The organism is Kitasatospora sp. NPDC048194, assembly GCF_043202455.1.
Lineage (GTDB): Bacteria > Actinomycetota > Actinomycetes > Streptomycetales > Streptomycetaceae > Kitasatospora.
The window spans coordinates 68,946-94,984 of the sequence record NZ_JBIDAK010000017.1; the positions used below are offsets into that span (position 1 = coordinate 68,946).

The window sequence follows — 26,039 nt, forward strand, 5'->3', positions numbered from 1 at the left end:
AGGTGTCACGGATGAACTCCCGGTCCGGCTAGTGCGGCAGCCGTTCGGTGGGGGTGGCCTTGCTCGCCCGCACCAGCGGGCCCCAAGCGTCGATCAGCAGCGCGAAGTCCTCGATGTCCGCCTGGGCCTCGTCGAGCAGCCGGGCCCGGCGGGGCAGCAGGTGGTCGGCGAAGTCGGCGTACTTCCCGCCCAGCCGCCGGTAGCAGCGGTCGAGTTCGGCGAGCCGCCGGTGGTTCTCGGTGCGGTCCGTCGCGGCGCTGCGGCGGGCGGAGTCGGCGATCGGCGCGGGGCGGACGTGGTGCTGCTCGTCGAGCAGTGCGGCGCCGGCCCGCTCCAGGTCGGCGTAGACCGGGTGGAGGTAGAGCATGGAGAGCAGGAACTTGGTGTAGCGCTCCTGGTAGGCGGTGAAGCCGGAGCCGGTGCGGCGTTCGGCCGTGTAGTAGTTGACGATGTGCCGGTTGTGGGTGACCCCGGGCAGGGTGGCGTCGTGCACGAGGTGGTGCAGGAAGTAGTCGCTGCCGATGGTGTCGGTGGCGGGCGGAAGCGGCACGCGCTCGTACACCTCGTGGTCGAGGGCGATGTTGCACATGTCGATCCGCCAGATGTCGGGGCGGCCGAGTACGGCGCGGTCGGTGGTGAAGGGTTCGGTGCCGGCGCCGACGAAGGATTCGGCGACAAGTTCGCGCTTCTGCTCGTCGGTAGCGCCGGTGGGTGCCCAGAGCGCGACCACGTCGTGGTAGACCTCGGGGTCGAGCTCGCGGATCTCGCCGAGGTCGACGGAGAGTTCGCCGATGAAGGAGGCGCCGACCAGGGCGACCGGCTTGTCGGCGTGTGCCGGGTCGAGGGCGTGCTCGGTGACGGCGGCGACCGCGTCGGCGGCCTTCACCCCGATCACGGCGAGCTCGTGGTCGATGGGGAAGACCGGTCGGCCGTCGAGCAGTTGGTAGCGGCTGTCGGAGTCCCGGCGGTGCACGGAGGTGCAGCCGAGCGCGGCGGCGAGCAGGAAGGCGCGGTTGGTGCAGGCGCCGTAGGAGACGGCGTCGGGCAGCATCAGGTCGAGCAGCTCGTCCGGCCCGGGCAGGCCGGAGCGTTGGATCACGTCGCGCAGGAAGGCGCGCTGGGACCGCTCGTCCAGGTGGTGGACGACCACGCCCTCGGCCACCGGCAGTGCCGAGACGGCTTCGGCGTGGCGCCGGCGCGCCTGCGGGTCGGCGGAGTCCAGGATCAGCAGGTGCACCCGGACGCCGAACCGCGCTGCGGCGTGGGCGGCTTCGGCTCCGATGGCGGCGATGGTGCCGGCGCACTCGCGGTTGGTGGGCAGGGTCAGGCAGACGGCGCGCATTCCCGCTCCCCGCTGGGCTCCTCGAAGGGAGCGCCGGTCCAGGACCGCAGGCCGAGCAACTTCTCGCCCAGTTCGGTCAGTTCGGCGGGGCCGTAGCGGAGGGCCTCGGGCTTGTCGGCGTCCCCGACGAGGGTGCGGTTCCAGTCCGGGGTGCTCAGCGTGCGCCACGACTCCACCCGGGAGCGGCGCAGCGGCTCGGCCTCCTCCAGGGCAGGCATCATCGACAGGTACTGCACGGCGCGCACGCCGTCGGCGGAGGTGTTGCGGGCGACGCCGTGGGCCAGCAGGCCGTTCCAGATCAGCAGGTCACCGGCCTTCAACTCGGGCCGGACGACGGGGAACTCGTCGCGGTCGACGGCCGGGCGGATCGGGTCGCGATCGGCGGGCTGGGCGGCCTGCCACTCGTTGAAGCGGCGGAACAGCTCCGGGTTGCACTGGAAGCCGCCGTGGTCGGGCGCGGTGTCGTTGAGCGCGATGATGCCCTGGACGCGCTGCGGCAGCATGCCCCGGGTGGTGTCGACGTCCCAGTGCAGTTCGATGTCGAAGCCCTCGTCGGTGGGTTCGATCAGCGCGCGGTCGCGGTTGCGGACGTTCGGCGGGTTGAGGTTGAGCCGGTCGAGGGTGACCCACAGCTCCTCGCAGTCCCACACGTCCACGAAGGCGTCGTAGACGCGCTGCGACTGGCGGCTGTCCCAGAGGAGTTGGTGGTGGTAGGCCTCGACGAAGCCGTAGATGTGCAGGTGCCGGTCGAGTTCGTCCCGGTACTCGCGCTCGCGGTACCACTCCTCGGGGCAGTCGGGGGACAGGCCCTGGAAGTCCCAGGTGAAGTCGAGCAGGCGCCGGGCGGCCTCGGCGGGGATCGCCTGCTTCACCACCACGTAGCCGTAGGTCTGCCAGTGGGCGAAGTCCTCCTCGGAGAGCACCCGCAGCGGGCGCTCCTTGCGCAGTTCGCGCAGGGCGGTGCGGGCCAGGTAGCTCTCGGTGTCGGCGCTGAAGTAGGGGCGCCGGGAGGCGGCCCGGTACAGGTACTCTCCGGCGGCCCGGTCAGGGCGTTCGTCAGGGCTCGGCATGGGCGGTCACTCCGTGGTTCGTAGTCGATGCGGCGCTTCCCGGGGCGCCCGGCGCGGGATCGGCGAGCCGACGGCCGGTCATCGGCCGGATGGGGAATCGGGCCCGCGGACCGGATGCCCGTCCGCACACGCCCCTTCTCGCCTCGGCCCGCGAGCGCGGGGACAGCGCCGCGCCAGGAGGCCAACTCACCGGTCCGACAAGGCCACTCACCCCGCATCAGCACCTGTCGAACCGCGCTCCCCATACGTTGGACTAGACCAACTAATGGTGTCAACCCTTTCCAGGGGTTACCGGCGGGGAAATCGGCGCAGCTCACGGCGCCTCCCGGAGATCGCGTTATGTTTCGCGGGCGGACATAAGGACGCCGATTGTTTCCGGCATTGCCATAACCGCGGAACGGTGAACCGAACCGGCCCGCCGTACGTTGGGCCTATGGCACGCGCGCTGAAGCCCCCCGGATGGCTGACCGAGGGCCTGCGGCCCCGGGACGCCCCGGTCCCGTGGGCCGCGGTGGCGCGCGCCTCGGTCGCGCTCGCCGCCCCGCTCGCCGTGGGCACCGCCACCGGGCAGCCGGGCTACGGCGCGCTGGTCTCGATGGGCGCCCTGTCCGGCGTCATCGGCGACACCGCCGACGCCTACCGGATGCGCGTCTACAACATCGCCGTGCCGCAGTTGTTCGGCGCGCTCGGCGTGCTGCTCGGCACCCAGGTCTACGGCACCGGATGGACGGCCGTCGCGGTGCTGACCCTGGTGGCGCTGCTCTCCGGCATGATCTCCTCGATCGGCGCGGTCGCCTCCGTCTCCGGTCTGCTCCTGCTGCTCAACGCCGTGGTCGGGGCCGGCCTGCCGCTGCCCTCCCCGTGGTGGCTGCCGCCCGCCCTGCTGCTGCTCGGCGGCCTGCTGGTGCTCGCCCTCACCCTGCTGGCCTGGCCGCTGCGCGGCGGCACGCCCGAGCGCGGGGTCGTCGCCGACACCTACCGGGCGGTCGCCGCGCTGCTGGAGGCCACCGGATCACCGGGGTACGACGCCAAGCGGCACGAGCTCACCCGGTCGCTCAACCAGTCCTACGACCTGCTGCTGGCCCGCCGCGCCCGCCGACACGGCCGCTCCCCGACACTGGTGCGGCTGCTCGCCCAGCTCAACGCGCTGGTCCCGGTGGTCGAGGCCGTCGCGGCGGTGCAGCTGCGCCCGCCCGGGTCCGGCCCGCCGCCGTCCGGGTACCCGGCGGCCGTCCGCGCGCTGGCCGACGTCGTCGAACGGGGCCGCACCGCCCCCGCGGACGGCCGGCCCGCACCGCCCGACCTGCCCGAACCGCGCGGGCCGTCCACCCGTGCGCTCGCCGAGGCGATCCGGCACGCCGAGGCGGTGGTGCACGAGGCCGCACCCGACCCGTACGCCGCCGGCGACCGGCTCGGCCGCCCCGCCGCCCTCGAGGTCCGGGCCCGCCTGGCGGCCCGGACGCTGCTGCTGTCCGGCGGGTCCTGGCGGTACGGGCTGCGGCTGGCGGTGTGCATCGGGCTGGCCCAGGTGCTGGTATCGGTGATCGCGGTGCCCCGCTCGTACTGGGTGACGCTGACCGTCACCTTCGTGATGAAGCCGGACTTCGGCTCGGTCTTCTCCCGCGCCGTCCTGCGTGCGCTCGGCACGGCCGCCGGGCTGCTGATCGCCGTGCCGGTGCTGGCCGAGGTGCCGCACGGCTGGTGGGACGTACCGGTGATGGCCGCACTGGCCATGCTGATCCCGGCGCTGTCGGTCAAGGGCTACGCCTTCCAGACCGCGGCGATCACCCCGGTGATCCTGCTGCTGTCCGACCTGCTGAACCACCAGGGCTTCCACCTGGTGCTGCCCCGGCTCTACGACTCCCTCATCGGCTGCGGCATCGCGCTGCTGGTCGGCTACCTGCTGTGGCCGGAGTCCTGGCACACCCGGATCGGCGAGCGGCTGGCCGACGCCGTCCAGGACACCGCCTCGTACGTGGGCCTCGCCTTCACCACCGGGCCCGGCCGCGACGAACCGGCCCGGGCCCGCTACCGGCGGCGGCTCTACCGGGACCTGTCGGCCGTGCGCAGCGAGTTCCAGCGGGCGCTCACCGAGCCGCCGCCGGTCGGCACCCGGGCGGAGGCCTGGTGGCCGCTGGTGATCGCGGTCGAGCGGATCGTGGACACCACCACCGCGACCCGGGTGCGGGTCGAGCACGGCGCGGCCATGCCGACCCCGGCCGAGGTCGGCGCCGTCACCCGGCAGCTGACCGACCTCGCCGACGCGCTGCGCACCGGCGCCCCACTGCGGCCGGCGGACGGCCCGGGCGCACCTGAGGGGCCGGAGGGGCCGGACGGACCGGCCGCACCGGAAGGGCCGGACGGGCCGGCGGGACCGGCGCAGGACGGCGCGCTGGCCCGGTTGCGCCACGAGGTGCACGCGGCGCGCTCGGTCGCGGCCCCGTGACAAGCGCCCCCTCACGGGCGCGACGTCGTCGGCGGGCCCCTCCCGTCAGTCCTGGATGCGCCGCCAGGGCCGGTCCGCCTCCAGCGCGAAGGCCAGCTCCAGCAGCAGTCGCTCCTGCCCGTGCGCGGCCGACAGGTGCACCCCGATCGGCAGTCCGCTCGGTGCCGCCCCGGTGGGCAGGGCGATGCCGGGGCCGCCGGTCACGTTGTTGACCGGGGTGAACGCGACGTAGCGCAGCAGCCGGTCGACCAGTTCGTCGAAGGCCACGTTCGGGCTCAGGTGGCCGATCGGCGGGGCGGTGTGGGCGAGCACCGGGGAGAGGATCGCGTCGTGGTGCCGGAAGATCCCCGCGTACACCGCCTCGGCCCGGCGCAGCCGCCGCAGCACGCCCGGGGTGCGCGGGAACTCGGTCTGGAAGCGGCGGCGCAGGCCGGTGGTCAGGCCGTCCAGCCGCCCGCTGCGGAAGCTGGGGTCGAGCACCAGTCGGCCGGTGACGGCGATCACCCAGGCGATGTAGCCCCAGTACGAGAGGAAGTCGCGGGAGAATTCCTCGCCGAAGGGCAGGGTGGTGGGTTCGACCCGGTGGCCCATCGCCTCCAGCCGGGCCGCGGTCTCCTCGACCACCCGGCGGGTCGGCTCGTCGGTCTTGGCGATCGGCGAGTCGACCACCAGCCCGATCCGCAGCCGGCGCCCGCCGGGGCCCTCGACCAGGCCGAGCGGGGGCAGCTTCGGGTTGCGGCGGTGGCGCTCGGCGGCGGCGAAGAACGCGGCGGTGTCGCGCACCGAGCGGGTCACCACCCCGTCGGTGACCAGGTCGATCGGCAGTTTGCCGCCCTGCGCGTTGGTCACCAGCCGGCCGCGGGTGGGCTTGAGCCCGACCAGCCCGCAGCAGGCCGCCGGGATGCGGATCGACCCGCCGCCGTCGTTGGCGTGGGCGATCGGCACCACCCCGGCGGCCACCAGTGCCGCCGAGCCGCCCGAGGAGGCACCGGCCGAGTGCGAGGGCTTCCACGGGTTGCGCACCGGCTGGGCGGTGGCGAACTCGGTGGAGGCGTTCAGGCCGAACTCGGGCAGCCGGGTCTTGCCGAGCACGGCCAGGCCGGTGGCCAGGAACTGGTCGGTGAAGCGCGCGTTGCGGCGGGCCGGGCGGGCCCGGAAGGCCTCGCTGCCCATGGCGGTCGGCAGGCCGCGCAGGTCCACGTTGTCCTTGAGGAAGGTCGGCACGCCCCAGAGCGGGCCGGCGACGCCCTCCCGGCTGATCCGCGGCCGCTCGTACGAGGCGTGGGCGACCGGCAGCAGCGCACCGTCGATCCGCTCGGCGCGGGCGGCGGCCGCGGCGACCAGTTCCCGGGGGTTGACCTCGCCGGACCGCACCAGGGCGGCCAGCGCCACCGCGTCGTGCGCGCCGAGGGCGTCGTCGGTGAACGCGTGGGCCCGCTCGTCGGTCATCCCAACTCCCCATTCCCCGCCGGGCGGTCTACTGCCCGGTAGTACTGGCCGGTAGTCTCGCAAGAGCTTCGCAGTCTAGGCAGTTGGCGCCACCGCCCGGTACCCCCACGCCGGTGCCCTCCCGTCGACGATCTTCCGGCGGATAGTCAAGACCCAAACGGCGCACGGGCGTTCGGCATGCGCCCCCGCGTTCACCCCACCCGCCGGTCACGAACCGTTTGGTCGACGGGCCCCGGGAAAGATCCAGTTCGCCCGTCGATCCGGTCACTCCCCACCCGAGGTGACGCCCTTGACCACCCAGTACCACCCGACCACCCGGTACACCTCGACCACCGCGCCCGGCGCCCTCCCCCTCCTCGGCCACGCGCCCGCGTTCCTCCGCCGCCCCTTCGCCTTCGTCGCCGGTCTGGCCGCCCACGGCGACCTGGTCAGGCTGCGGCTCGGCCCGCTCGACGCCTACGTCGCCTGCCACCCCGAACTGGTCCGCCGGGTGCTCGCCGACGACCGCACCTTCGAGGCGGGCGGCGACGCCGACCAGGGCCGCCGGGCCTTCGGCACCGGCCCCGCCGGCTGCCCCGCCGCCGGCAAGAGACGCCAACACCAGCTGCTGCGGCCCGCGTTCCACCGCGACCGGCTGCCCGGCTACGCCGCCATGATGGCCGAGGAGATCGCCGGCGCCACCGCCTCCTGGCGCGACGGCGACGTGGTCGACGTCCCCTCCGCGATGCACCGGCTCACCACCGCCGTGACCGCCCGCTGCCTGTTCGCCGCCCACGAACGGGCCGACTCGGCGCGCTTCCGGGCGTGCGTGGACGCGGTCGCCGGGAACGCCGCCCGCCGGAGCCCGCTCCTGCCGCCGCTCCCCCTCCGCTTCCCGGCCCCGTTCCGGGTTCCGTCCCCGTTCCGCTTCCCCTTCCGGGCCGCCGAGCGGATCCCCACCCCGGTCGGCCGCCGCCTCGGCCGAGCCGAACGGGACCTGCGGGAGATCACCCAGCGGCACCTGGCCGCCTACCGCACCGCCGGCACCGACCGGAACGACCTGCTGTCCGCCCTGCTCAGCGCCCGCGACGAGCACGGTCAGGGCCTGTCCGACGCCGAGGTCCGCGACCAGGTGGCCACCGTGCTGCTCAACGGGGTGGAGATCACCGCCACCACCCTCTCCTGGGCCTGGACCCTGCTCGCCGCCAACCCGGCCGTCCGCGACCGCCTGCACACCGAACTCGACACCGTCCTCGACGGGCGCCCCGCCCGGTACGAAGACCTCCCCGCGCTGCCGCTCACCGCCCGGATCGTCAGCGAGACGCTGCGGCTGTACCCGTCCGCCTGGGTGCTCAGCCGCACCGCCGCCGCCGACGCCGAACTCGGCGGCCACCGCATCCCGGCCGGCGCCACCGTCCTGGTCAGCCCCTACCTGCTGCACCGCCGGGCCGACCTCTTCCCGTGCCCCGACCGCTTCGACCCCGACCGCTGGCTCACCACCGCCCACCCCGCGCCGGGCACCTACGTGCCCTTCGCCCTCGGCGCCCGCCGCTGCGTCGGAGAGGCCTTCGGGTCCGCCGAAGCCGCCCTCGCCATCGCCACCATCGCCGCTCACTGGACCGTCACCCCCACCCCGGGCCGCCCGGTGCGTCCCGCCCGCGGCTCCGCGCTCTCCCCCCGGCCCTTCACGGCGAGGCTGACCCGCCGGGCCAGGTGAGCAGCACCGGTTCCGGGTGAGGAGCGCCGGGCGAGGAGCGCGCCGGACGAGGAGCGCGCCGGACGAGGAGCGCGCCGGACGAGGAGCGCGCCGGACGAGGAGCGCGCCGGACGAGGAGCGCGCCGGGCGAGGCCGCGGGGGCGTCCCCGCCGGCGGTGCGGGGACCTGCCCGGCGAGGGGTGAGGGACGCGCCCGGCGAGGGGCGGCCGACGTTCGGTACTGTCCCGCCGGGGCCGGCCGCAGACGCGTCGGCCGGACCTGCCGTTCGACCGGGACACCATCAGACCATGAACGCACGAACCTTGTTGGGGCTCCTGACCGGGCTGCTGCGCGCCGTCCGCACGTACCCGCGCCGCTCGCCGATGACCTCCGGCTACGTCGGCCTGCTCCTGCTCGGGCACGCCTGGGTCGAGTACGGACTCTCCCCCGCAGAGGCCGACGACCTGCGCGGCTACATCAGCACCAATCTGGACAACCTGCACGACCACCCGGTCCGGGCCCTCGTCGGCAGCGCACTGCTCTACGACGGCACCCTGACCGACATCGCCTCGACCGGGTTCGGCGGCACCCTGATCACCCTCGGCCTCGGCATCGTCGTCGGCCTGGCCTGGGCCGAGCGCCGCTACGGGACGCTGCGCGCCGCCGCGGTGTTCCTCGCCGGGCACGTCGGCGCCACCCTGATCACCGCCGGGGTGATCCTGCTCGCCCTCCGGCAGGGCTGGTACCCGCCGAGCGTCCGGGCGGCCTCGGACTACGGCATCAGCTACGGTGCCCAGGCCGCCCTCGCGTTCGTGGTGCTCGCACTGCCGCGCTGGGCCCGACTGCCCTGGGCCGCCTTCGTCCTCGCCTGGCCGCTCGCCGGCGACGGCGACTGGAGCGGCCCGCTGCCGGAGTTCACCACCGTCGGCCACCTCCTCGCCGCCGCCCTCGGCTTCGTCGTCGCCGGCGTCACGGCGGCCACCGCGGGCGAGCGCGCCGGCGCACCGGCGGCGGTGCGCACGAAGGGCTGAGCCACCGGCGGCAGCCCGCGAGCGGTGTCGGCGGGGCGGACAGTCGCGAGCGGCTCAGCGGGGCGGACGGCCCCGAGCGGGCGCACCGCCCCGAGCGGCTCAGCGGGGCGGACGGCCGTCGGCGGCCAGGTTCGTCAGCAGCCGCTCGATCGCCGCCAGCCGCTCCCGCAACTCGTCGACGTCGCCCTTGGTGGCGCTCCGCTCGGCCGCCCGGAGGGTGACCAGCAGCTGCCCGTCCGGCTCCAACCGGGCACGGGCCACGTCGCCGACCGCGTCGCCGTTCTGCATCCGGATCGCGTGCTCCAGCTCGGACGGGCGCAGCGCCAGGTCGTGCAGCGCACCGGGCACGAGCTTTCCGTCGCGGACCACCGTGGTGGCGCGGCCCTCCAGGAGGCGGGCGGCGCGCGGGTCCCGGGCGAGCCACCGGGTGATGACGGCGTTGACGGCGATCAGCGTGACCGCGCCGACGGCGCCGCCGAGCAGGCTGTCGTCGTTGCCGATGATCGCGTTCTGCACCACGTTGGACAGCAGGAACACGACCACCATGTCGAAGGTGTTCAGCCCCGCCAGCCCGCGCTTCCCGGCGAGCCGGAACAGGACCAGGATCAGTACGTAGACGGCGACCGTTCGGAGGATCTTCTCCCCGATCGGAATCTGGACGACCACCAGGTCATGCCACACGGCCCGCTCCTCCCACCGCGACTGTCCGGAACGGGGCTGACGCTACGCCACGCGGCCGCTAACCACGCCGCTTCGGCTTGCCGCGCCTGGCGGCGGCCGCCCCGCCCCGGGCCCCGCCCTTCTGGGCGCCGGGCTTCTGTCCACCGGCCTTCTGGCCGCCCGTCTTCTGGGCGCCCTTCTGGCCGGCCCGCTGCTGTCCGGCGCCCGCCTTCTGGTGCTGCGGCTTGCGCTGGGGCGCCGCCTTCTTCGCCGGAGCGGCCGCGGCGTCGCCGGTGGCCTGCCCCGCCCCGCGCCCGCGCGAACTGTTGACCGTGCGGCCGCGGACGATCCCGATGAACTCCTCCACCAGGTCCGTGGTCCGCTCCTGCAGCCAGGACAGCGCGACCTGCGACTGCGGCGCCTCCACGACCGGCCGGAAGGTGAGGTCCCGCCGGTGGTGCAGCCGGGCCAGCGACTGGGGGACGAGCAGCACGCCGACGTTGGCCGCGACCAGCTCGACGGCGTCCGCCGTGGTCGCCGGGCGCTCGATGGCCGGACGGCCCGGCAGGGCGTCGGCGGCCCAGCCGAGGGTGTCGTCGAGCGGGTGGAAGACGACGTCGTCGGCGAGGTCGTCGAGGGTGACCTCCTCGGCGGCGGCGAGCCAGTGGTCCTTGGGGAAGACCACGACCGTGGTCTCGGTGTACAGCGGGATCGCGCTGAGCACGTCCTTGTCGACCGGCAGGCGGATCAGGCCGGCGTCCACCGAGCCCTCCCGCACGGTCCGCTCGCCGTCCCCGGAGGGGACCGCGACGAGGTCGAGCGGGACGTCCGGGAGCCGCTCGACCCAGACCCGGGCCCATTTGCCGGGGGTCACGCCCGGGACGTACGCGAGCCGGAAGGACGGGTTCACCTGCATGTCTGTCACAGGGCAAGGCTACCGACCGTGACCGGAGGCGCCCGCGCACTCCCTTACCCTTGTCCTCATGACACCGCTCAAGCAGAAGACCAGCCAGACCATGAAGCCGGCCACGGCGGCCAAGAAGCTGGGGATCTACCTCGCCGCGGCGCCGACCGACTTCCAGGAGGGCGTGGTCTCCCGCGAGGAGCTGAACGCGCTGCAGGCCGAGCCGCCGCAGTGGCTCCAGGAGCTGCGCAGGAACGGCCCGCACCCCCGCCCGGTGATCGCCGCCAAGCTGGGCATCTCGATCTCCGGCCTGGCCCGCGGCGGCGTGACGGAGGCGCTCACCACCGAGCAGATCGAGGCCATCAAGGCCGAGAACCCGCTCTGGCTCCAGCACGAGCGCGCCAACCAGGTGGACGTCCGCAAGGAGGCTGCCCGGATCAAGGCGAAGCACGAGAAGGAGGCCGCCGAGAAGGCCGCCAAGGAGTCCCGGGAGCGCTGATCCACCGCCCCGCGGCCTGCCTGCCGTCGCCCCGCTGTGCGGCCGCACCGCAGTCCGCCCGGCGTCCCTCCGCAGCCTGACCGGCGTCGCCCCGCTGACCGGTCACCTCGCTGACCTGCCGGTTCGCGGGCTCCGGGGCCGATTGTCAGTGCCCTGCGCTTTCATGGTGCCGGCGTTCGTCCACGGACGGGCGCCGGCACAGCCATGAGCACAGTCGGACGGACGACGGGCGGAGGACGAGCGGATGGCAGGGGCAGCGGCAGGGTCAGGGGCAGGAGCGCCGGCGGGGGCGCTGGACGGACGGGTCGCGCTGGTCGCGGGGGCGACCAGGGGCGCCGGCCGGGGCATCGCGGTGGAGCTCGGCGCTGCGGGCGCGACGGTCTACGTGACCGGCCGCACGACGCGGCAGCAGCGCTCGGAGTACGACCGGCCGGAGACGATCGAGGACACCGCCGAGCTGGTCACCGCGGCGGGCGGCCGCGGCATCGCCGTGCCGGCGGACCACCTGGTCCCGGAGCAGGTGGCCGCCCTGGTGGAGCGGATCGAGGCCGAGCAGGGCCGGCTGGACGTCCTGGTGAACGACATCTGGGGCGGCGAGAAGCTGTTCGGCTGGAACACCCCGCTCTGGGAGCACAGCCTGGACGACGGCCTGCGGCTGCTGCGCCTGGCGGTGGAGACCCACGCAATCACCAGCCACTACGCACTGCCGCTGCTGCTGAAGCACCCGGGCGGCCTGGTGGTCGAGATGACGGACGGTACGGAGGAGTACAACCGCACCACCTACCGCAACTCCTTCTTCTACGACCTGGCCAAGTCCTCCGTCCTGCGGATGGCCTTCTCGCTCGGCCACGAGCTCGGCCCGCGCGGGGCCACCGCAGTGGCGCTCACCCCGGGGTGGATGCGCTCCGAGATCATGCTGGACCACTTCGGTGTGACCGAGGAGAACTGGCGCTACGCGCTGGCCGGGGAGCCGCACTTCGGCATCTCGGAGAGCCCGTACTACGTCGGCCGGGCGGTCGCGGCGCTGGCCGCCGACCCCGAGGTGTCCCGGTGGAACGGCCGGTCCCTCTCCAGCGGAGAGCTGGCCCGGGTGTACGGCTTCACCGACCGGGACGGCAGCCGGCCGGACTGCTGGCGCTACCTGGTGGAGGTGCAGGAAGCGGGCCGGCCGGCCGCGCCCGAGTCGTACCGCTGAGCACCCGAGCCTCCGCCAGCCCGTTCGTCGGCGAACGGACAACGCCGCACCTGCTGTCACGTCGGCCGCGCCCCGGCCGGGCCCGATCGGTTCGCGCCCGGCCGGAGCGGGGCTTCCACCACCGTGCGCACGCCGAGGACGCGGAAACGATTCCGCGCGCCCGGCCCGGTCCTCCCGCGCCCGGACACAGCGTCACCCCTTCGGCCTCCGCGACACGGTAAGGTCCGCTGGCGCGGCCCCGGCACTCCCGCCGGTCGGCCGCGCCGCACCTGACGACCTGGAGGAACTCCGTGCCGGCTCCCGCCCGAGGCGCTCTCGCCATAGCCGCGGCCGTCCTGCTCGCCGCAGCCGCAGGCTGCTCGTCCGGCGGCGGCCACACCGCCAAGGACAGCGCCCACGGCAAGGGCGGCACCCACAGCGCCGCCCCGACGGCCGGCGGGGACGCCGCCCAGCCCGCTCCGGCCGCGATCGCCACCGGGCCCGGCCCCAAGAGCTCCTACACCGTCCAGCCGCAGCCCGCGGCGGGCAGCTGCCACTTCCGCTACACGGCGGACCAGCAGCCGCTGCCCGACCCGAACTGCACCCCGGGCGCGATCAGCCCTGCGGTCAACCAGGGCAACCTCAACGACACCATCTGCAAGCCGGGCGGCTACACCTCGACCATCCGCCCGCCGGCGAACATCACCGGCAAGGAGAAGGCCGAGAACGCCAAGTCCTACGGCTACACCGGCCCGATGGGCGACGCCGAGTACGACCACCTGATCAGCCTGCAGCTCGGCGGCGACCCCAACGACCCCCGCAACCTCTGGATCCAGCCGCCCTCCCCCGGCCACGTCCCGGGCAAGGGGCCGAACAACCCCAAGGACTCGGTGGAGACCCACCTGCACACCGCGATCTGCAAGGGCCAGATCACCCTGGCCGCGGCCCAGGCCGCGATCGCCGCCGACTGGACCACGGCCGAGGCCAAGGTGGGCCTCAAGCCGGCCGGCGCCCCCACCCCGGAGCCGGACGCGGACGGCGACTGACCGGCCGTCACCCGTCGGCCGGCCGCTCGGCCGCCCGGCACCCCTCCTCCCGGTACCGGGACCAGGACCGGTACCGGGACCGGTCAGCCGGTCCGCAGGCCGAGCCCGCCGCCCGAGCGGGTGGCCGGAGTGGTCACGCCTGGCCGGGGGTGATCGGCAGGCTGCGCTTGTGCTCGGTGCGGCGGTAGTGGCCGAGAACGGTCTGGAAGACCTCGTCGCTGACGGGCAGGCCCTCCAGGAAGTCGTCCAGGGCGTCGTACCCGACGCCGAGGGCGTCCTCGTCGGGGCGGCCGGGGGCGAGGTTCTCCAGGTCCGCGGTGGGGACCTTGCCGACGAGCTCGGCGGGGGCGCCCAGCACGGCGGCGATCGAGCGCACCTGGCGCTTGGTCAGGCCGGACAGGGGCATGACGTCCGCCGCGCCGTCGCCGTACTTGGTGAAGAACCCGACGGCGGCCTCGGCCGCGTGGTCGGTGCCGACGACCAGGCCGCCGGAGGCGCCGGCGGCCGCGTACTGGACGACCATCCGCTGGCGGGCCTTGACGTTGCCGCGCACGAAGTCCTCGTGGGCGTGGTCGGTGAAGGTGAGCCCGGCGGCGAGGAGGGCGTCGAAGGCGGCGTCGGTCGCGGGCTTGATGTCGACGGTCAGCACCTCGTCGGCGCGGATGAAGTCGAGCGCACGCTGGGCGTCCGCCTCGTCCGCCTGGACGCCGTAGGGCAGCCGCATCGCCGTGAAGCCGGCCCGGTAGCCCTCGGCGCGCAGCCGCTCGACGGCGAGCTGGCAGAGCCGGCCGGTGGTGGTGGAGTCGACGCCGCCGCTGATGCCGAGCACCAGGGTGCGGGCGCCGGCGGCCCGGAGCTGCTCGGCGAGGAAGTCCACTCGGCGGTCGGCCTCCTTGGCGGGGTCGGGGACGGGCGCCACGCCCAGGGCGAGGGCGATCTGCCGCTGGAGGTCCGCGGGCGGGGTCTCGGTCATGCCGGCTCCTTCGGGGTGGCCACTCGGTCGGTGCCCGTCACCGACGTCACCGGCGAGTACGGCGAGGTGGTGGCCGTGATGAACAGGCGGTTGTTCTGCGGGCTGCCGAAGGTGAGGTCGGAGACGGGCTCGGGGACGAGGATACGGCCGATGAGGTCGCCGTCGGGGCGTAGCAGGGGTCGCCGTCCTCGAAGGCGGCCGCCCGGAGCCGGCCGTCGAGGTCGAAGCGGATGTCGTCGAACCGGCGGCCGTCCCCGGTGGCGACGACGCGGTCACCGCCGAGGGAGCCGTCCGCGCCGATGTCGAAGGCGCGGATGTGGCCGGCCCTGCTGTCGTCGTCGTCGAGCGGGCGCCCGTCGTGGTCGGAGGTGATGCGAAGTCCGGGTCGGAGAACCGGGCCGTGCCGCCGGAGCCCCACCCCGGCGTCGTTCGGGGAGTACGCGGCCCTCGCCCGGGCCGTGGGGCTGTCGGCGGCGGCCACCCACGAGCGGGTGCGCAAGCTGCGGGAGCGCGGGGTGGTCCGCCGCACCACCGTGGAGGTGGACGCGCAGCCTCGGGCTGGGGTGCTCTCCGTCGTGCTGGTGGACTCCTCGGCGTGGGCGGGCGATTCGGCCGCCGCCTTCGCCGCGATACCGGAGATCGAGGAGGCCCACGTCATCGCGGGCAGCGCCCCGGTGCTGGTGAAGGTCCGTACGGCGTCCACCGAACAGCTCCAGGACGTCCTGCGGCGCCTCTACGCGGTCGTCGGGGTGAGCGGCACCCGGGCCACCGTGGTGCTGGAGACCTTCCTCGAGCGCCCGCCGGCGCCCTGAGGCCGGTCAGGGGCTGCCTTCGGGCTCCTTGGACAGCGGTACGGGGCGCCGCAGGATGTCGAGCACCACGCCGCCGTCCACGGTCTCCTGGGCGACGAGCAGGGCCGCCAGCTCGTCCAGGTGGTGCCGGTGCCGGCGCAGCAGTTCGACGGCCCGGCGTTCGGCGCGGCGCAGCAGCGCGGCCACCGCCTCGTCCACGGTGCGCTGGGTCTGCTCGGAGTACGGGCGGCGCAGCATGTCCTCGGGGTGTTCGCCGAGGTACTGCGGTGAGCCGCTGGAGTAGCCGACCGGGCCGAGGTCCGGGGAGAGGCCGAACTCGCGCACCATCCGGGTGGCCACCGAGGTGGCGTTGGCGAGGTCGTTGGCGGCGCCCGTCGAGCCCTCGCCGAAGACCACCAGTTCCGCCGCCCGGCCGCCGAGTTGCACGGTGAGCAGGTCGGTGAGGTAGCTCTCGCTGTACAGGTGCCGCTCCGCCTCGGGGAGTTGCTCGGTGGCGCCGAGCGCGACGCCCGCCGGGAGGATGGTCACCTTGGCGACCGGATCGGCGTGCTCGCACAGCGCGGCCACCAGGGCGTGGCCGGACTCGTGCACCGCGACGGCGTGGCGCTCCTCGGGCAGCAGGGCGTTGGAGGACTCCCGGCGCCCGAGCAGCACCCGGTCGCGGGCGTCGTCGAGGTCGGCCGCGGTGATGGTGGAGCGGTCGGCGCGGACGGCGTTGATCGCGGCCTCGTTGACCAGGTTGGCGAGATCGGCGCCGGAGAAGCCGGGGGTGCCGCGGGCGATCCGGTCGAGGTCGGCGTCCGGGGCGAGGGTCTTGCCCAGGGTGTGCACGGCGAGGATGGCGGCCCGCTCGGCCTGGTTCGGCAGCGGCACGGTGACCTGCCGGTCGAAGCGGCCGGGGCGCAGCAGGGCCGGGTCGAGGGCGTCCGGCCGGTTGGTGGCGGCGATGACGACGATTCCGGTGCTCTGGTCGAAGCCGTCCATCTCGGCGAGCAGTTGGTTGAGGGTCTGCTCGCGCTCGTCGTTTCCGCCGATCCGGGAGCCGCCCGCCCGGCGGCCGCCGACGGCGTCGATCTCGTCGATGAAGATGATGGACGGCGCGCGTTTGCGGGCCTCGTCGAAGAGGTCGCGGACCCGTGAGGCACCGACGCCGACGAACATCTCCACGAAGCCCGAGCCGGTCACCGAGAGGAACGGCACCGAGGCCTCTCCGGCCACCGCCCGGGCGAGCAGCGTCTTTCCGGTGCCCGGCGGACCGACCATGATCACACCGCGTGGCCCCTTGGCCCCGGCGGCGGCGTACCGCTCCGGGCTGCGCAGGAAGTCGACCACCTCGCTGACCTCCTGCTTCACCCCCTCGTACCCGGCCACGTCGGCGAATCCGGTGGCGGGCCGCTCGGCCTCGATGATCTTCGCCCGGGAGCGGCCGATCGCACTCAGTCCGCCGCCGAGCGACCGGGCGGCCAGCCGGCCCGACCAGAGGAACAGCCCGCCGAAGATCAGCAGCGGCAGGAAGAGCAGCAGGGTGGACCAGAGCGAGCTGCCGCCGGAGCGGCTGGCGGTGACGTTCACGTGCTGGTCGGAGAGCGCGCGGCTGAGCTGGGAGGTGTCCAGGGCGGTGGGGATCTGGCTGGTGAAGCGGGTGCCGTCCTTGAGGATGCCGTTCACGCCACCGGTGTCGCTGACGTTCACGGTCTGCACCTGACCGGCGTCGACCCGGTTGAGGAAGTCGGTGTAACCGTAGCGGGCGCCGGTCGGGGCGGTGCGGGAGAAGAGGACGAGCAGGAGCAGGGTGGCGAGGACGGCGACGGGCAGCAGCCAGCGGCGCCAGGAGGGGGCGGGGGGCTTGGGCGGGGGGCCGCCGGGACCGCCCGGCCCACCAGGACCGCCCGGGCCACCAGGGCCACCGGGGCCGCCGGAGGTGCGGCCGGGCCCGGGCGGGGTCGCGGCGTGGCGGGCAGCACGCAGACGCGTTCGTACGGTCATCCGCGCTCACCGCCTCCCGTGGGCGTCCGTCCCGCCCGGGGCCCTGCCCTGGGCAGGACCCGGAGCCCTACCCTCCATGGTCGGCCCCTTCGGCCCCGGATGGGAGGCCGAGCGAGGGGCCGGGGGCAGGGCGAGTGAACGGCCGAGCGGGTGGCCGAGCGGACGGTGTCGCACCACGGGCTGAGCGGCGGGCCCGCCGGTCAGGAGAAGTCCAGCGATCCCGTCCGCGTCCGCTTGAGCTCGAAGAACTTCGGGTACCCCGCCAGCAGCCGCACGCCGTCGAAGACCCGTACGGCGTCCTCCCCGCGCGGGATCGCGCTCAGCACCGGGCCGAAGAAGGCGACCCCGTCCACGTGGATGGTCGGGGTGCCGACCTCCTCGCCGACCGGGTCCATGCCCTCGTGGTGGCTCTTGCGCAGCGCGACGTCGTACGCGGTGCTGCCGGCCGCCTCGGCCAGTTCCTCGGGCAGCCCGGCCGCCACCAGCGCCTCGCGGATGACCGTGTCGTCGGCAGCGCGGTCCTGGTCGTGCAGCCGGGTGCCGAGCTGGGTGTAGAGGTCGCGCAGGACGTGCTCGCCGTGCTTCTCGGCGGCGGCGATGCAGACCCGGACGGGGCCCCAGCCCGTGGTCAGCAGGCGCTGGTAGCGCTCGGGCAGGTCGGTGCGGCCCTCGTTGAGGACGGAGAGGCTCATCACCCTGAACGTGAGGTCCAGCTCGCGTTGCTTCTCGACCTCGAGGATCCACCGGGAGGTGATCCAGGCGAAGGGGCAGACGGGATCGAAGTAGAAGTCGACCTTGGTGGTTTTCGTCGTCACGTCGACGATCATAGGAGCCGATTGGACCACGGCGAAGGGCCAATCACCGCTCTGCATTTTGGTCCACTTCGGGCTAGGGCCGTGGCCGGACGCTAGGGCCGTCGCCGGACGGCTGCGGACGGTCCTGCGCCCGGCCACCGGCGCGGCGGGCGTCAGCTGCAGGTCGTCCCGTCCGGTGGCACCGTGCCGTCCAACAGGTAGGCGTCGACGGTCTGCTTCAGGCAGGGGTTGCCGGTGTTGTAGCCGCCGTGGCCCTCGCCGTTCAGCGTCACGGTGACGCCGACGCCCGACCCGAGTTGCTGCGCCATCGTGCGGGCGCCCTCCACCGGGGTGGCCGGGTCGCCGGTGGTTCCGACCACCAGGATCGGCGCCGCCCCTGCGGCCGAGACCTCCGGATGGTCGGCCTTGCCGGGGACGGGCCAGCCGGTGCAGCCGGTCAGGCCCCAGGCGGTGAAGGTGCCGAACACCGGGGAGGCGTCGCGGAACTGCGGAAGCCGCTGTTCGACGTCCTGGTCGGAGTAGCGCTGCCGGGCGTCCAGGCAGGAGATCGCCCGGTTGGCCGCGCTCAGGTTGTTGTAGTGCCCCTGCGGGTCCCGCCCGAGCAGCGCGTCGGCCAGCTGGAGGAGGGTGTCGCCGCTGCCCTGCTGCGTGGCCTCGGTGAGTCCGGAGGCCAGCGCGGGCCAGGTCTGCCGGCTGTACAGCGCGCCGGCGATGCCGGTGACGGCCAGGGTCTCGGTGAGCTTGCGCCCGCTGCCGGTGGGCAGGGGCGACTGCGCCAGCTGCCGCAGCAGGTCGGTGATCCGGGTCGTGCCCTCCGCGCCGCCGGCGCCGGTCGGGCAGGCCTCGGCGGCCTGGGCGGCGCAGGCCTTCATGAAGTCGTCGAGCGCGAGTTGGAAGCCCTGGGCCTGGCCGAGCGCGCTCTGCTCCGGGTCCTTGGTCGGGTCGACCACCGAGTCCAGGACGAGCCGGCCGACCTCCTGGGGGAACAGGTGCGCGTAGACGCCGCCGAGCTGGGTGCCGTAGCTGATGCCGAAGTAGGACAGCTTGCCGTCGCCGAGCACCTGCCGCATCAGGTCGAGGTCGCGGGCGGCGCTCTCGGTGTCCACGTAGGGCAGCACCGCGCCGGAGTTGTGCTCGCAGGCGGCGGCGAACTGCGCGTTGCTGTCGTCCAGGGCCTTGATCTCGGCCGGCGTCTCGGGGGTGCCGTCGACCGCCGCGTTGGCGTCCATGGCCTGGTCGTCCAGGCACGTCACCCCGGCACTGGCGCCGACTCCCCGGGGGTCGAATCCGACCAGGTCGTAGCGGGTGTTAAGGGAGGAGTACGTGTCGGCCAGCGCGGGCAGGGTGGCCACGCCGGAGGCGCCCGGGCCGCCGAAGTTGAAGAGCAGCGAGCCGATCCGGTGCTGGTCGTCCTTGGCCTTGCTGCGGATCAGCGCGAGGTCGATGGTGCTGCCGTCCGGCTTGCCGTAGTCCAGCGGGGCCCTGAGGGTGGCGCACTGCCAGTCCGCCGAGGGCGCGGTGCCACCGCCCTGGGCGGTGTTCGGGGCCTGGCAGGCGTGCCAGGCGAGTTGCTGGGCGGCCAGGCCGCCGAGGGTGGCGGAGGCCGGGGAGGTCGGCGCGGGTTCGGCGGCGGAGCGGCTGCCGCTCTGGCAGCCCGCGGCGGGGGCGAGCAGAAGTGCGGCCAGGCCGAGGGCGGCGGCGCCGCGGACGACGGTGTGCATGGAGCGGTCCACCTCTCGGGTTCACCTCTCGGGGCTGCCGGGCGGCTCGCTCTCGGGCGCGCGGAGCACACCGGCGCACGGCCGGGCGGCGTACGCCCCGGCGCGTGGCGCCGTCGGCGCATCACAGACCCTAGGGGCCGTCGCGCGGCGATGCCCGCCGGAACCCCCGGACGGAGGGCGTGCGCCGAAGGGACCGCCACCGGCCGACCGGGTGAGGCTCCAACCGGCCCACCGGTGGCGGCCCTACCGCCGGCCGCCCGCGCCGGGCTCCAGCACCGGCGTGCCGCGCACCACGTAGGCCGGCAGCCGGAGCTCGCCCAGGACGGCGCGGGGCAGGCACAGCCCGAACCGCCGTCCGACCGCGTCGAGGGCACGGCGCCGGACGGCCCCGTACGGTCTGCCCCCGAACCCGCAGGGGGTGACGCCGTCGGCCTCCAGCACCTTCGCGGCGACCAGCTCCGGCAGCAGCAGGTCGGGCTCCCTGCCCCAGCGCCAGCGCTCCTCGCCGAGCCCGAAGCCGCACAGCACCGCGCCGTCCCGGGCGTAGTCGAGCAGGGCCGGCGGCTGCTCCGGCATCGGGCGGAAGTGCACCACCTCGGCACCGTGGCGGGCTATCTCGGTGAGCAGTTCGCCACCCGTGGAGTCGCCGTACTCGATCGCGAAGGCCCAGCCGGCCGCCTCGCCGACCCGGATCACCCCGTCGCCCTCGTCACCGGGGCGGTAGCCCTCGATGTCCAGGCCCCAGATCTCCGTCCCGCTGATCGGGCCGCTCACGGCCGCCGGGTCGGCCCCCATCCGGCGGGCCAACTCCGCCGGCGGGATCCCCCGGGCGAACACCACCCCGTCGACCTGTCCGCCGGCGTCCACCAGCCACTGGATGCCGACACCGCCCCGCTCCTCGCCCGCGCGCGCACCGCCGCCCATGCCGCCCTCCCCTCGCGCCGGCCCGCGAACGGACGGGCCCGGCCGGGTCGCACCCTAGCCGACGCCCCCGACATCCGGAGCCGCCCACGCCCGCGCCCGGGGCAGCACGGGGCACCCCCGAGTCACGGCGCCGGCGCGGACATCCGAGCTCAGCACCGCCCCGAGCCAGCCGCCTCCTCGTCCAGTCCTGAGGACCGCCACCCGCGGAAAGTCGGCCCCGCCGACTTCCTGCTCCTGCGTCGTGCGGGGACCCACCCCGTCGGGCCCCCGCGCCAACCGGCCGCCAGCGTTGCCGCGGTACGGAAGACCCGCGCCGGTGAGGTGCGGCGGATGGTCCTGGATCCGGCAGCCGGGTTCACGCGCGCGTGACGGGCTCCTGGAGTTCGGTCACCCACTGGTCGGGATCGTCCGGGCATTCGAGGTAGAGCTCTCGTGCGTAGCCGGCGGAGCGGTAGCCGTTCGCGTCGATCCACCGGGCCAGCGCCTGGACACTGGGCATGACCTCGTCCATCGAACCGCGGTGCACGAAGGTCGCGGCAGTCTCGACCTCCGGCAGGTCCACGACCGCGAAGTCGAAGTCGGGCCGGGGTTCCGCCGCGACGATGAAGCCCGCGTGGACGGTGACGGCCTCGCCTCCGTCCGGTGAGGCCTCGTAGTAGGCGATGCCAGGGCCCGCCGGGGCGACGCCCGCAGTCGCGAGCCGACGGCACAGCTCCTCGTAGAGCGGTCCGATGACCGGCCCGATTCCTTCCGGTCCGTCGGTCCTGGCGGTGCCGGTCAGCTCGGCCACCCGGACCGCGGGAATGCGTTTGACCACGACGTCGTCGGACGGCATGCGTCCCTCGCTCTCGATCGTCCGGAGCCTCGCCTCGACCTGGGCCAGCCGCCTCGCATCCGCTGCCATCGCTGCTGCGAGCTCCGCCCGCCGCAGCCGCAGCATCCCGCGCAGTTCCGCCGGGCTCACCTGCTCGTCCAGGATGCTCTGGACCTGGTGCAGGCTGAAGCCGAGGTCCTTCAGGGCGATGACGCGGTTGAGCCGGGCGAGCTGGCCGGCTTCGTAGAAGCGGTAGCCGCTGGCCTCGTCGACGCGGGCGGGCCGCAGCAGTCCGATCGCGTCGTAGTGGCGCAGCATGCGGACCGACACGCGGCCGTGCCGGGCGAAGTCTCCGATGGTGAACATGATGCCTCCCAGTGCAGGGCCTCACACGGTGTCATGGTCAAGACGCCGTCGACGGGGTGAGGCGACGGGAGTGCGGCGCCTGCCGGCGGCACAGCGCATCATCGCGGGCCGGCCGCCGGTGGCGTCGCCGGGCCGTCGTCCGAGCCGGGCGGCCACCGCCGCACCCGAGCACCGGCACGGGAAGTCGGCCGGCCCGACTTCCTGCGCCGGTGCTCGGTCATCGGTAACGGCCGAATGGCAGTTCCCGCCAGTCTTCGGTCAGACCGCGAGCTTGCTGCCCTCGGATTCTCAGCCCTGGCCCTCGTCGCCCGCCTCAGGGGGAAGCAAGGGGAACAGCCGGGTGATCAGGGCCACCGGTCGCGCGCCCTCGGGTCGGGCCAGGGGGCGTTGTTCGCGGTCTTGGTAGGTCGTGAGTACCCGTCGAATCACGTCTGCGACCCGGCTCATCTCGTCCGGAGTCAGGTAGGCGACGGCGCTGAAGGCTTCGTCATGGCGCCATTCGGAGGGCGCTTGGTCTCGTTGCGCCAACCATCGTTGCCAGCTCTCGTCCTCCAGCCCTCTGGTCAAGTCTCCGAACTGGTCCGCCGTGGGCGCATTGGCGTTCGGGACGTGCTGCTTGAGGCGCCAGGGGCGTGCGCGGCCCCCGGTGCGGGGGGCTTCTTCGATGTGTCCGTGGCGTGCGAGCTGCCGAAGGTGGAACGAGCAGAGTCCAGAGCTGAAGCCCAGTCGGGCGGCGGCTTCGGTCGCCGTCGCGCTGCCGACTTCGGCGAGCAGGTCCAACAGGGCTGTGCGGACCTCGTGCTCGCGCAGCCCGTCGCCGGTGTTGCTTGCCTGGTTGCGCAGAGGGTTGCGGTCTTCTTCAGTCACTTTGCAAAGTCTGTTACTTTGCAAAGTACTTCGCAAGGGGACCTTGCGAGGAGGACCAGGGCACGTCGGCGGCATGCGTGGCGTGCGCAGAAGGGGGAGGCAGCGATGTCCGTTCGCCATGACGGGTCCCGTCGTATCGACCGGCGAGTCCGTGTGCAGGGCCGTCCCGTCGATTCCTATCCGGCACTGGCTCCCGAGGCTGAACGGGGCTCGGTTCGCCGGGTCACGGTGGTCGGTGAGGAGATCCTGCACCGTCCGTGCAGGGAGGTGACCGAGTTCGGCACTCGCGAGTTGTCGGCGCTGATCGACGACATGTTCCTGACCATGCACGTGGCCGAAGGGGCCGGCCTGGCTGCCAATCAGGTTGGCGTGGATGTGCAGCTCTTCGTCTACGACTGCCCGGACGACGACGGAATCCGGCATGTCGGCCACATCATCAACCCGGTTCTGGAGTTGCCCGAGCCGGGCGACCGCCGACTTGTCGATGACCTGGAGGGCTGCCTGTCCGTGCCCGGTGCCGCCATGGCGGTTCCCCGCACTGATCACGCTGTGGTGCGCGGGTTCGACATGGACGGCAGGATTCTCGTCATCGAGGGGACCGGCTACTTCGCTCGCTGTCTGCAGCACGAGACCGATCACCTCATCGGCCACACCTACCTGGATCGGCTGTCCAAACGGGACCGCAAGGATGCGCTGCGCCAGATGGCGGACCGCCGCGAGGAGGTCTTCGCCCGACGTGCGATGAAGGCCGCCGGCCTGGGCCGGTGAGCCGCCGGTAGCCGGTCCCCCCTGGCCCTGCCGGTCCGGCAGGCGGAGCCCACCGGGGCCGCGCAGGTGGACATCGGGCAGTCGCTCGATTCCACGCGCTTGACGTCGTTGCTAACTCCCCCGGCGTGTTTCATGAGGGCGTTTCAGGCGTTCAGTCGTTTGCAACAACTCATGAAGCATGATGCCGTCCGCGCACAGCACCCGGCCCGCTTCGACGGCGGACTCGGGCCACGCGCAGGTGCCGCGCACGGTGGCGATCCTCGGTCGCCTGCCCGGCCGCGAGCCGGTGCAGCCGCAGCCGCTGGACGGAGTCCGGCACGGCGTTGACCACGGTGATCTCGGCGTCCGCCGGAGACAGCCGGCGGGCCAAGGTCCCGGCCACGGGTGGGCCGCTCCGGCGCGGTTGATGCCAGACCGCCGCCCGGCGCTGGTCGTTCCCGCCTCCCCCAGCCGCCTGCTGGTCACCGAGGAGGGCTGGTCCGGCCGCGACACCGCCATCCCCGCCCCGCCTGGTCCGCGGTCCTGGCCGACGACAACCGGCTGACCATCCACCGTCCCGGCGGTCGGACCTGGTTCGACGGCGCGATCACCGCAACCCGTGAATGGCGCCGCGCCATCCGCACCCACCGCACCCTGCGCGGATCATCGGCCCGTTCACCAGCGTCCTGGACTTCCAGCCTGCCGCCGCGGCCGGCCGGCTCCTCCTCACCACCCCGGCCCGCCACCGTGCAAGTCGTGCAGGGGTTTGACCGGGCGGTCGCCGGCCCGGCGGTCGATGGCGTCCTGCAGGCCGTGCAGGAGCGAGGAGAGCATCGGTAGTCTGCTCGACCGTTCCGGCCGGTCGGTGACGCCGACCAAGATGGGCCGGGCGGTCCTGCCGTACGCCCATGCCGCACTGGCCACGGCGGACGCGGTGCAGCAGGCGGTGGAGGCGGACACGGGGCTCCTGCACGGACGGGTCACGCTCGGGCTGGTCTCCGGCGCCACCGGCCACGCCTTCGCCATCGGCGCCTTCCTCGCCGACTTCCACGACGCCCGCCCCTCAGTGGAGGTGGCACTCACCGGGGACACCACGGAGCGGATGCAGGCCGCGGCCCTGGCCGGCGAGCTCGATATCGCCGTTCTCGGGCTCACAACGGAGGCACCCCACCCGGAGTGGCCAGACGGCGATCGATGTTCCGCTGGTCGCTGCTATCGCACCTGGCGATCCGCTTCTCGACCGCGCAGACCGCACGAGCGTGCCGCTGGCCGATCTGAGCAATCGGCCGGTGATCTGCCTGCCGTGCGGCACCGGGGCACGCGCGGCGCCAGAACGCGGCTGCGCGCAGGCAGGTCGTGGACCATCGACGACACCCGCCTGGAGCCCGGACTGCTGGCCCACACTCCACCCAACCCACTCACAGTCTGCGACGAGGCGCGCACCGCTCATCTGGCCAGGCGGACAAGATCTGGACCGGCGTCCACGACAACAACGCGAAGCCGAAGGTCTCATCCTCGAAGGATTTCGCACCCACATTCCCCCCGGCCACCTGGCCGCTTAGGATTACCGACCCTGTCAAGGTCTTTGATGTGCGTTTCCAAGCGTTGGTCGAGCCACTCTTCGGCAGGTTCTTTCGGAAGGACCGTCGTTCTGGAAGGGCGAGCCCTTAGCACTTGATCGACAGTAAGCGTGCCACGGCGAACGTCGCTCAAGTCTGCTCCGCTGATGTCTGCGTCAGTGAGGATGACGTTCGTCATGTCCGCGTGGTAGAACTTCGCATTAATCAAGTTAGCGCTCTCGAAGTTTGCACCTTTCAAGTGCGCATGGGCTAGCACCGCACCCATTAGATCTGCGTTCTTGAGATTGGCGTTAATATTGGCGATATCCATGCCACTGAGATTTGTCCCCCGGAGGTTCAGCTGCCTACCCTCGTCACGGAGCGGGCGCTGGACCAGAATCCTCAGCGCCGCATGGACTGGATCCTTGACCGGGATCTTGACTCGAAGTGGAGGATTGGAGCTAGCAGGGGAATGCTTCCGGATAAATGAAGCTAGAACTTCAGCAACGGCAGGCTGATCTGGTGGCGAATCTCGCATGATACGCTCCAGAGCAAAAATCCCCCCGAGCTGTTGCACCTGATTGTCCGACGCCAGGTGCTCGATGGCCGCTGTATAGCGGTCTGTCACCTGACCATCTCGGTGCACCGCCCATGTCTTCCGGGCGGCACGCGCAGTCGCTAGCGCCCCGAAGGCGGCTACAATTCCCGCTCCTACTGCAACGATGGCCGCGCGGTTTCCCGAAACGATGGTTGCCATCGCCTGTCCGGATTTATTGTGCACGCTATCAATTCCCCAGACGCCCCAAAACAAGACATACACAAAAAGTGAAATGAAAAGGGCTACCCCAATGGCTACGCCGGTTTCCTTCCTCACGTAGGCAGGTAAGCATGCAGCGAGCCGCGCATTGCGGCAACACGCCCTTGAGTTCCCCCCCGTGACACCGTTGGCGACCCTGTTGGGCGGTTTCAAGGGCGCGTTCGGCGACCTCGTGCCGGGGCGCGCACGGCGCAGCGGTGCTGGAGGGCGGTGTCGCAATCACTGCGTGATGCGCCGTCGGGGGGGCGCCCCCGGGGGGGGGGCCCCCCCCGCCCCCGGGGGGGGGGGGTGGGGGTGGTGCCCCGGGCGCCCCCACGGGGGGGAAAGGGCAGGGCCGACAAC

General features: G+C 73.4%; 22 protein-coding genes and 1 pseudogene. 8 read left to right on the plus strand and 15 right to left on the minus strand.

Features of this window, described 5'->3' with window-relative positions; translation table 11 throughout:
* Positions 1-28: 28 nt before the first annotated feature.
* Both ACGF07_RS21240 and ACGF07_RS21245 read right to left on the minus strand, forming a co-directional pair.
* Entirely contained in the window at positions 29-1,342 is a 1,314-nt protein-coding gene (locus ACGF07_RS21240; protein ID WP_392901093.1) for a DUF6271 family protein, read from the minus strand.
* The gene (locus tag ACGF07_RS21245; protein ID WP_392901095.1) at positions 1,324-2,412 is read right to left on the minus strand and encodes a phytanoyl-CoA dioxygenase family protein; all 1,089 of its coding nucleotides are present in this window, start codon (positions 2,410-2,412) and stop codon (positions 1,324-1,326) included. The genes ACGF07_RS21240 and ACGF07_RS21245 overlap by 19 nt, the downstream gene beginning before the upstream one ends.
* Before the next feature lie 433 nt (positions 2,413-2,845).
* Here ACGF07_RS21245 and ACGF07_RS21250 point away from each other — a divergent pair, with 433 nt between their 5' ends.
* Positions 2,846-4,858, plus strand: a complete 2,013-nt coding sequence (locus tag ACGF07_RS21250) for an FUSC family protein (RefSeq protein WP_392901097.1) — start codon at positions 2,846-2,848, stop codon at positions 4,856-4,858.
* Positions 4,859-4,903: 45 nt separating this feature from the next.
* Here the strand turns inward: ACGF07_RS21250 and ACGF07_RS21255 are convergent, their stop codons facing one another.
* On the minus strand, positions 4,904-6,307 hold the full coding sequence (locus tag ACGF07_RS21255; RefSeq protein WP_392901099.1) for an amidase: 1,404 nt from the start codon (positions 6,305-6,307) through the stop codon (positions 4,904-4,906).
* 289 nt (positions 6,308-6,596) lie between these two features.
* Here ACGF07_RS21255 and ACGF07_RS21260 point away from each other — a divergent pair, with 289 nt between their 5' ends.
* On the plus strand, positions 6,597-8,003 hold the full coding sequence (locus ACGF07_RS21260) for a cytochrome P450 (RefSeq protein ID WP_392901100.1): 1,407 nt from the start codon (positions 6,597-6,599) through the stop codon (positions 8,001-8,003).
* A gap of 287 nt (positions 8,004-8,290) precedes the next feature.
* Positions 8,291-9,013 carry a rhomboid-like protein gene (locus tag ACGF07_RS21265; RefSeq protein WP_392901102.1) on the plus strand — a complete coding sequence of 241 codons (723 nt, stop codon included), beginning with the start codon at positions 8,291-8,293 and terminating at the stop codon, positions 9,011-9,013.
* 99 nt (positions 9,014-9,112) lie between these two features.
* On the opposite strand, the gene ACGF07_RS21270 is transcribed toward ACGF07_RS21265, so the two are convergent.
* Positions 9,113-9,694: a DUF421 domain-containing protein gene (locus ACGF07_RS21270; RefSeq protein WP_392901104.1), complete on the minus strand. Its 582-nt coding sequence runs from the start codon at positions 9,692-9,694 to the stop codon at positions 9,113-9,115.
* Positions 9,695-9,752: 58 nt separating this feature from the next.
* A complete protein-coding gene (locus ACGF07_RS21275; RefSeq protein ID WP_392901105.1) occupies positions 9,753-10,598 on the minus strand; it encodes a LysR family substrate-binding domain-containing protein in 846 nt (281 codons plus the stop codon).
* A gap of 58 nt (positions 10,599-10,656) precedes the next feature.
* On the opposite strand from ACGF07_RS21275, the gene ACGF07_RS21280 reads away from it, so the two are divergent.
* The 3 genes from ACGF07_RS21280 (at position 10,657) to ACGF07_RS21290 (ending at position 13,296) form a co-directional block, all read left to right on the plus strand.
* Positions 10,657-11,076 carry a DUF5997 family protein gene (locus ACGF07_RS21280; RefSeq protein WP_392901107.1) on the plus strand — a complete coding sequence of 140 codons (420 nt, stop codon included), beginning with the start codon at positions 10,657-10,659 and terminating at the stop codon, positions 11,074-11,076.
* A 244-nt stretch (positions 11,077-11,320) separates the two neighbouring features.
* Positions 11,321-12,271 carry an SDR family oxidoreductase gene (locus ACGF07_RS21285; RefSeq protein ID WP_392901109.1) on the plus strand — a complete coding sequence of 317 codons (951 nt, stop codon included), beginning with the start codon at positions 11,321-11,323 and terminating at the stop codon, positions 12,269-12,271.
* A gap of 290 nt (positions 12,272-12,561) precedes the next feature.
* On the plus strand, positions 12,562-13,296 hold the full coding sequence (locus ACGF07_RS21290) for a hypothetical protein (protein ID WP_392901111.1): 735 nt from the start codon (positions 12,562-12,564) through the stop codon (positions 13,294-13,296).
* Between the two features lie 133 nt (positions 13,297-13,429).
* Here ACGF07_RS21290 and nadE read toward each other — a convergent pair whose 3' ends face one another.
* On the minus strand, positions 13,430-14,269 hold the full coding sequence (nadE, locus tag ACGF07_RS21295) for an ammonia-dependent NAD(+) synthetase (protein WP_350747901.1): 840 nt from the start codon (positions 14,267-14,269) through the stop codon (positions 13,430-13,432).
* 371 nt (positions 14,270-14,640) lie between these two features.
* Between nadE and ACGF07_RS21300 the strand changes: the two genes are divergently transcribed.
* Positions 14,641-15,081, plus strand: coding sequence for an Lrp/AsnC family transcriptional regulator (locus ACGF07_RS21300; protein ID WP_392901113.1), 441 nt, complete (start codon positions 14,641-14,643; stop codon positions 15,079-15,081).
* Between the two features lie 6 nt (positions 15,082-15,087).
* Here the strand turns inward: ACGF07_RS21300 and ftsH are convergent, their stop codons facing one another.
* From ftsH to ACGF07_RS21330, 6 genes are all read right to left on the minus strand, one after another.
* Positions 15,088-17,067, minus strand: a complete 1,980-nt coding sequence (gene ftsH, locus ACGF07_RS21305; RefSeq protein WP_392901115.1) for an ATP-dependent zinc metalloprotease FtsH — start codon at positions 17,065-17,067, stop codon at positions 15,088-15,090.
* Positions 17,068-17,267: 200 nt separating this feature from the next.
* A complete protein-coding gene (locus ACGF07_RS21310) occupies positions 17,268-17,894 on the minus strand; it encodes a disulfide bond formation protein DsbA (protein WP_392901116.1) in 627 nt (208 codons plus the stop codon).
* A gap of 140 nt (positions 17,895-18,034) precedes the next feature.
* Positions 18,035-19,603: an alpha/beta hydrolase gene (locus tag ACGF07_RS21315; protein ID WP_392901118.1), complete on the minus strand. Its 1,569-nt coding sequence runs from the start codon at positions 19,601-19,603 to the stop codon at positions 18,035-18,037.
* Between the two features lie 243 nt (positions 19,604-19,846).
* A complete protein-coding gene (locus tag ACGF07_RS21320; protein ID WP_392901120.1) occupies positions 19,847-20,527 on the minus strand; it encodes a DUF6461 domain-containing protein in 681 nt (226 codons plus the stop codon).
* Positions 20,528-20,882: 355 nt separating this feature from the next.
* Complete coding sequence (locus ACGF07_RS21325; protein ID WP_350747887.1) at positions 20,883-21,707, minus strand: MerR family transcriptional regulator; 825 nt, start codon at positions 21,705-21,707, stop codon at positions 20,883-20,885.
* Positions 21,708-21,995: 288 nt separating this feature from the next.
* Positions 21,996-22,574, minus strand: coding sequence for a winged helix-turn-helix domain-containing protein (locus ACGF07_RS21330; RefSeq protein WP_392901122.1), 579 nt, complete (start codon positions 22,572-22,574; stop codon positions 21,996-21,998).
* A gap of 105 nt (positions 22,575-22,679) precedes the next feature.
* Here ACGF07_RS21330 and def point away from each other — a divergent pair, with 105 nt between their 5' ends.
* Positions 22,680-23,342 carry a peptide deformylase gene (def, locus tag ACGF07_RS21335; RefSeq protein ID WP_392901124.1) on the plus strand — a complete coding sequence of 221 codons (663 nt, stop codon included), beginning with the start codon at positions 22,680-22,682 and terminating at the stop codon, positions 23,340-23,342.
* Between the two features lie 220 nt (positions 23,343-23,562).
* Here def and ACGF07_RS21340 read toward each other — a convergent pair.
* From ACGF07_RS21340 to ACGF07_RS21350, 3 genes and pseudogenes are all read right to left on the minus strand, one after another.
* Positions 23,563-23,724: pseudogene (locus ACGF07_RS21340) on the minus strand (oxidoreductase); the annotation flags it as partial.
* A gap of 323 nt (positions 23,725-24,047) precedes the next feature.
* Positions 24,048-24,281: a hypothetical protein gene (locus ACGF07_RS21345; protein ID WP_392901126.1), complete on the minus strand. Its 234-nt coding sequence runs from the start codon at positions 24,279-24,281 to the stop codon at positions 24,048-24,050.
* A 549-nt stretch (positions 24,282-24,830) separates the two neighbouring features.
* Positions 24,831-25,754 carry a pentapeptide repeat-containing protein gene (locus ACGF07_RS21350; RefSeq protein ID WP_392901128.1) on the minus strand — a complete coding sequence of 308 codons (924 nt, stop codon included), beginning with the start codon at positions 25,752-25,754 and terminating at the stop codon, positions 24,831-24,833.
* Positions 25,755-26,039 lie beyond the last annotated feature (285 nt).

Coding starts and splice junctions, on each gene's coding strand:
- ACGF07_RS21240 (WP_392901093.1), bottom strand. CDS start 1,342: ATGCGCGCCGTCTGCCTGACCCTGCCCACCAACCGCGAGTGCGCCGGC.
- ACGF07_RS21245 (WP_392901095.1), bottom strand. CDS start 2,412: ATGCCGAGCCCTGACGAACGCCCTGACCGGGCCGCCGGAGAGTACCTG.
- ACGF07_RS21250 (WP_392901097.1), top strand. CDS start 2,846: ATGGCACGCGCGCTGAAGCCCCCCGGATGGCTGACCGAGGGCCTGCGG.
- ACGF07_RS21255 (WP_392901099.1), bottom strand. CDS start 6,307: ATGACCGACGAGCGGGCCCACGCGTTCACCGACGACGCCCTCGGCGCG.
- ACGF07_RS21265 (WP_392901102.1), top strand. CDS start 8,291: ATGAACGCACGAACCTTGTTGGGGCTCCTGACCGGGCTGCTGCGCGCC.
- ACGF07_RS21280 (WP_392901107.1), top strand. CDS start 10,657: ATGACACCGCTCAAGCAGAAGACCAGCCAGACCATGAAGCCGGCCACG.
- ACGF07_RS21285 (WP_392901109.1), top strand. CDS start 11,321: ATGGCAGGGGCAGCGGCAGGGTCAGGGGCAGGAGCGCCGGCGGGGGCG.
- nadE (WP_350747901.1), bottom strand. CDS start 14,269: ATGACCGAGACCCCGCCCGCGGACCTCCAGCGGCAGATCGCCCTCGCC.
- ACGF07_RS21300 (WP_392901113.1), top strand. CDS start 14,641: ATGCGAAGTCCGGGTCGGAGAACCGGGCCGTGCCGCCGGAGCCCCACC.
- ftsH (WP_392901115.1), bottom strand. CDS start 17,067: ATGACCGTACGAACGCGTCTGCGTGCTGCCCGCCACGCCGCGACCCCG.
- ACGF07_RS21310 (WP_392901116.1), bottom strand. CDS start 17,894: ATGATCGTCGACGTGACGACGAAAACCACCAAGGTCGACTTCTACTTC.
- ACGF07_RS21315 (WP_392901118.1), bottom strand. CDS start 19,603: ATGCACACCGTCGTCCGCGGCGCCGCCGCCCTCGGCCTGGCCGCACTT.
- ACGF07_RS21320 (WP_392901120.1), bottom strand. CDS start 20,527: ATGGGCGGCGGTGCGCGCGCGGGCGAGGAGCGGGGCGGTGTCGGCATC.
- ACGF07_RS21325 (WP_350747887.1), bottom strand. CDS start 21,707: ATGTTCACCATCGGAGACTTCGCCCGGCACGGCCGCGTGTCGGTCCGC.
- def (WP_392901124.1), top strand. CDS start 22,680: ATGTCCGTTCGCCATGACGGGTCCCGTCGTATCGACCGGCGAGTCCGT.